This window comes from Devosia sp. (genome assembly GCF_017307565.1).
Lineage (GTDB): Bacteria > Pseudomonadota > Alphaproteobacteria > Rhizobiales > Devosiaceae > Devosia.
In genome coordinates, this window is the sequence record NZ_JAFKHD010000170.1 from 1 (window position 1) to 5,163 (window position 5,163).

Here is a 5,163-nt window from a genome sequence, read left to right on the forward strand (position 1 = left end):
GATGAACTGGAACTGGGCAACGGCCAGGCGGACGCCCTGAAGGCTCGCGTGGCCGGCAAGGGCGACACGGGCGAAGTGACGCTCGAATTCGAACTCGGCGGCGCTGAACTCGACGAGGCGATCAAGTCGCACGGCGCCATGCCGTTGCCGCCCTATATCGGGGCAAAGCGCGCTGTCGAAGAACGCGACAAGGTCGACTACCAGACCGTCTATGCGGCCGAAGACGGCGCCGTGGCTGCGCCCACTGCCGGGCTGCATTTCACGGAAAAACTGCTGCAGCAACTCAGCGATCTCGGCGTCACCATGGAGCGCGTAACGCTGCATGTGGGGGCAGGGACCTTCCTGCCCATGAAGGTGGATGACACGGAAGACCATGTCATGCATTCCGAATGGGGCGATATCGATCAGGCGACGGTCGAGCGCATCAACGCCAAGCGTGCGCTGGGCGGCCGGGTGATCGCCGTGGGCACGACCAGCCTGCGCCTGCTCGAAACGGCATCGCGCGCCACCGGGCAATTGCAGCCTTTCATGGGCGACACGGACATTTTCATCACCCCGGGCTTCAAGTTCCGGACCGTCGATATTCTGATGACCAATTTCCACCTGCCGAAGTCGACGCTCTTCATGCTGGTTAGTGCCTTTTCGGGCCTCGACACCATGAAGGCGGCCTACGCGCATGCGATAGCCAACGGTTACCGGTTCTATTCCTACGGCGATTCCTCACTCTTGTTCCGCGCAGCCAGCGAGGACGACGAGGCGTGAGCCGTACGACGCCGCCGATCGTTCGCTACACCAATCGCATCGTGATTGGCCTCAGAACGGTCGCGGCGAGCGGCGACGAGAAGCTGACATTCAGGCGGCTGATCGAGGCAATGGGCCCGGGGGCGCATCGCCTGCTGATCCTGATGCTGACCCTGCTCAACATGATTCCCGGGCCGCCTGGCTTTGGCGGCCTTCTCGCCTGGACGGCCTTTGCCGTGGCGCTAGCCATGGTTCTGGGGCGCCCCGTGCACTTGCCCCGCATTATCGGCGAGCGAAAGCTGCCGGTGGCGCCCTTGCTCAAGGGTAGCGAACAGGTGGCGAAGGTGAGCGGGATCATCGCCCGGTTTTCGCGCCCCCGGATGCGCTGGATGACCGGCGCGGCAGCCACAGTACCCTACGGACTTTTTGCCATGCTGATCAGCGTGGCCATGACCATACCCATTCCGTTTTCGAACGCCGTGCCGAATGTCGGGCTCTGCGTGCTGGCCTTTTCGATGCTGAACCGCGATGGGATCGGCGCGGTCATCGGATGCACCATTTGCCTGATCGGGCTTGGGGTGGAGATCGCCCTGATAGTCGGGGCGATCAACCTGGGCATGCAAGCCGTGGATGCGGTATTTTAGGGTCTGGTGCCCTTAGCCGGCTGCGCCGTCGTGGATGAGGTTGCCGGAGAAACCGCAGGAGGCGCCGTGGTATTCGAGGCACCCATCGCGCTCTTCGAGGGTCACGCCGCCCTGGCCATCAAAGATGATGCCGATTTCGCAATAGCGCTGATTGAGCGGCGATTCGTCCTTGGGGTCATAAGACTCGTTTTCGACGAAGAAATTTCCGCCCTTTTTGGAGAGCAGAACCTCACCATCGATGCCGCCGGCACAGCCCATGAATTCTTCCTGGATCGGCACGACGGTGTTGATCGAGATGGAGTAGCGGTCGTCTTCGATATGGGTAAGGTCCAGCGTCAGATCGCCTTCGCCGCTGCCGGTATAGAGGCCCTCGATCTCGTTTACCTCCTGGGCAAAGGCGGGAAGGGCGGCGAGAGAAATGGCGGCGACGAGAAAAGCGGTGCGGATCATTATTGGCCTCAACAACTGAAAGTGATTTGGCGATAGGGACAGGCGAGCATGGCGAAAATCCGACCGCGATGAGCTGCAACCATCGCGATGGTCAGGATTTTCGTCCTCGACTACTACGGGGAATATCGAATGCAAGAAGCGGAAATTTTCGGAATCTCGGCCGCCTGGGTCATTGCCAACCTCTGGTCCCTGGCCATCGCCATATTGGTGTTGTCGGTCGGCTGGGTGATCTCCAATCTGGTCTCGCGCTACATCACCGGCTTCCTCGCGGGCCGGCTGAGACAGAATGCGACGGTGGCGCCGCTGGCGGGACAGGTGGTTCGCTATGGCATTCTCTTCGTCACGATCATCGTCGTGCTCGGCCAGTTTGGCGTGCAGACCGCGTCTATCCTTGCGGTACTCGGCGCTGCGGGTTTGGCCATTGCCCTGGCCCTTCAGGGAACGCTGGCCAATATCGCCGCCGGGATCATGCTGGTCTTCCTGCGGCCATTCAATTCGGGCGACTATATCGACGCCGATGGGATAGTCGGAACGGTGGTTGAAATCGGGCTCTTTGCCACGCAGCTGCGCACTATCGACGGGCTCTATCTCTTCGCGCCGAATTCGAAACTCTCCAATGCGAAGATCATCAACTACAGCCGCGAAAACCATCGCATCGTCGAGGTCCGTTTCAACGTACCGCGCTCGGCCGATCTCGACCGGATTCGCGCCGAGGTCGCCAATGCAGTGTCGACGGAATATTCGGACACGGCAGCCAAGCCCGACGTCTGGCTCGATACCCTGGGCGATAGCACCATGACGCTGGTGGCCCGCATTCCGGTGCGCAGCGGCGACTGGTGGCAGGCCCGTTCGGTCGTGCAGGAGCGGCTGAAAGTCGTGCTTGAGCGAAACAACAATTTTGCTCCCCCGGCTGCATCGTCGGTTTAGCGGCATGGGCCTTCCTTCTGGCGGGGTAACCCGCTAGAACCCCGCCCCATGAGCACGACGACGAAACAGGTCACCTTTTCCCTTCTCGCAACCGATGGCGCGGCGCGGCGCGGCCGCATCGACACGCCGCGTGGCGAGATCAATACGCCAGCCTTCATGCCGGTGGGCACGGCTGGCACGGTGAAAGCCATGTATCCCGAGCAGGTGCGCGAGACCGGCGCCGATATTCTGCTTGGAAACACCTATCACCTGATGCTGCGGCCCGGTGCGGAGCGCGTGGCTTCGCTCGGTGGCCTCCATGATTTCATGGACTGGCAGCGGCCGATCCTGACCGATAGCGGCGGGTTTCAGGTCATGTCCCTCGCCAAGCTCCGGAAGCTGACCGAGAAGGGCGTGACCTTCAAATCGCATATCGACGGCTCGTCCCATGAGCTGACGCCGGAACGTTCGATCGAAATCCAGACGCTGCTCGACAGCGACATCATCATGCAGCTCGACGAGTGCATTGCACTGCCTGCCGAGCGAAAGGAAATCGAGCGCGCGATGCAATTGTCGCTGCGCTGGGCGGATCGCTCCAAGACCGCCTTCAACAACCAGCAGAACCGGGCCTTGTTCGGCATTGTGCAGGGCGGCGACGATGCCGAGCTGCGCGCGAAATCGGCGGCGGGTTTGAAGTCGATTGGGTTCGATGGCTATTCCATCGGTGGCCTCGCCGTGGGTGAGCCGCAGGAAGTCATGTTCCGCGTGCTGTCCGACATCACGCCGGAACTGCCGACCGATCGGCCGCGCTATCTGATGGGCGTTGGCAAGCCGGACGATATCCTCGGTGGCATCGAGCGCGGCGTCGATATGTTCGACTGCGTGCATCCGACCCGCGCCGGGCGGCATGGCCATGCCTATACGCGCTTCGGTGTCATCAATCTGAAGAATGCGCGGCACAAGGATGATCATCGTCCGCTCGATGAACAGTCGCCCAATCCCAATTGCCGGCGCTGGAGCCGGGCCTATCTCCACCATCTGGTAAGGACGGAAGAGATTTTGGGTGCCATGGTCCTTTCGCAGATCAACCTGCACTATTATCAAGAGCTGACCGCGGGCACGCGGGCGGCGATCGAAGCCGGCCGCATGGCCGATTTTGCGGCCGAAACGCGCGCCGCTTGGGCTGCCGGCGATCTGCCGGTCCTCTGATAGATTTCCTCGGGAGAATAAGCTGATGGCTAAGTCTGGGCGTAAGGCCGGGTTCGAAACGCTGGGCAAGCTCAAGAAGTCGATCGAGGGCCAGCCGATGCGGCTGCTGTTTGCCGAAGATCCGAACCGCTTCCAGCGGTTTTCGGCCTCGGGTGCGGATATCCTTCTCGACTATTCGAAGAACCGGATCGACGAAGAGGTGATGGCTGCGCTGTTCGACCTGGCGCGTGCTGCCGGCGTTGAAGAGCGCCGCGCACAGATGTGCGAAGGCGAGCACATCAACATCACCGAAGACCGCGCCGTGATGCACATGGCGCTGCGCTATCAGGGCGACAAGCCGGTGGAAGTCGATGGCCAGGACGTGATGCCCGACGTGCGGGCCGTGCTGAAGGCCATCGAGACCTATACCAATGCGGTGCGGTCGGGCGAAATCCGCGGCCATGGCGGCGAGCAGATCACCGATGTGGTCAATATCGGCATCGGCGGGTCGGACCTTGGCCCGGTGATGGTGACGCTGGCGCTGGCGCCCTATACGCGGCCGGACCTGCGCGCCCACTACGTCTCCAATGTCGACGGCGCGCATATCCATGACACGCTGAAGGGGCTCGACCCCAAGAAGACGCTGTTCATCGTCGCCTCGAAGACGTTTACGACCGACGAGACGATGACCAATGCGCATTCGGCCCGCAAGTGGCTGGCCGATGCGTTGGGCGAAGAAGCGGTGCCGAACCACTTTGCCGCGGTTTCGACCAATCTGCCGGCCTGCGCCAAATTCGGCATCCGCGAAGACCGCATCTTTGGGTTCTGGGACTGGGTTGGCGGTCGCTACTCCGTTTGGTCGGCTATCGGCCTGCCAGTGGCGTTGGCAGTTGGCTACGACAACTTTGCAAAGTTCCTCGCCGGCGCCGATGCGATGGACCGTCACTTCCTCGAGACGCCGCTCGAAAAGAACCTGCCTGTCATCATGGGCCTCCTGGGCGTCTGGTATCGCAATGCCTGGGGTTTCTCGACCCATGCGGTGCTGCCCTATGACCAGCGTCTGAGCCGTTTCCCGGCCTATCTGCAGCAGCAGGATATGGAATCGAACGGCAAGTCAGTGACGCTGAACGGCAAGCCGGTTGGCTGGTCGACGGGCCCGATCGTTTGGGGCGAGCCGGGCACCAATGGTAAGCACGCCTTCTACCAGCTGATCCATCAGGGCACGGACGTGATC

The 5,163-nt window shown here is 61.8% G+C and carries 6 protein-coding genes; 5 read left to right on the forward strand and 1 reads right to left on the reverse strand.

Translation table 11 applies throughout. From position 1 onward, the window contains the following. Positions 1-762: tRNA preQ1(34) S-adenosylmethionine ribosyltransferase-isomerase QueA (gene queA, locus J0I64_RS04705; protein ID WP_291406454.1), on the forward strand; the 762-nt coding region annotated here is incomplete at its 5' end. Further along, a complete protein-coding gene (locus J0I64_RS04710) occupies positions 759-1,385 on the forward strand; it encodes an exopolysaccharide biosynthesis protein (protein ID WP_291406455.1) in 627 nt (208 codons plus the stop codon). The genes queA and J0I64_RS04710, both read left to right, overlap by 4 nt. A 12-nt stretch (positions 1,386-1,397) precedes the next feature. Here the strand turns inward: J0I64_RS04710 and J0I64_RS04715 are convergent, their stop codons facing one another. Further along, positions 1,398-1,835, reverse strand: a complete 438-nt coding sequence (locus tag J0I64_RS04715; RefSeq protein ID WP_291406456.1) for a hypothetical protein — start codon at positions 1,833-1,835, stop codon at positions 1,398-1,400. 129 nt (positions 1,836-1,964) lie between these two features. On the opposite strand from J0I64_RS04715, the gene J0I64_RS04720 reads away from it, so the two are divergent. From J0I64_RS04720 to pgi, 3 genes are all read left to right on the forward strand, one after another. Continuing rightward, positions 1,965-2,762 (forward strand): mechanosensitive ion channel domain-containing protein, encoded by a 798-nt coding sequence (locus J0I64_RS04720; RefSeq protein WP_291406457.1) that lies wholly within the window; start codon positions 1,965-1,967, stop codon positions 2,760-2,762. Positions 2,763-2,810: 48 nt separating this feature from the next. Then, a complete protein-coding gene (gene tgt / locus J0I64_RS04725; RefSeq protein WP_291406458.1) occupies positions 2,811-3,950 on the forward strand; it encodes a tRNA guanosine(34) transglycosylase Tgt in 1,140 nt (379 codons plus the stop codon). Between the two features lie 25 nt (positions 3,951-3,975). Beyond that, positions 3,976-5,163 (forward strand): glucose-6-phosphate isomerase (pgi, locus tag J0I64_RS04730; protein ID WP_291406459.1); only part of this gene is annotated, 1,188 nt, incomplete at its 3' end.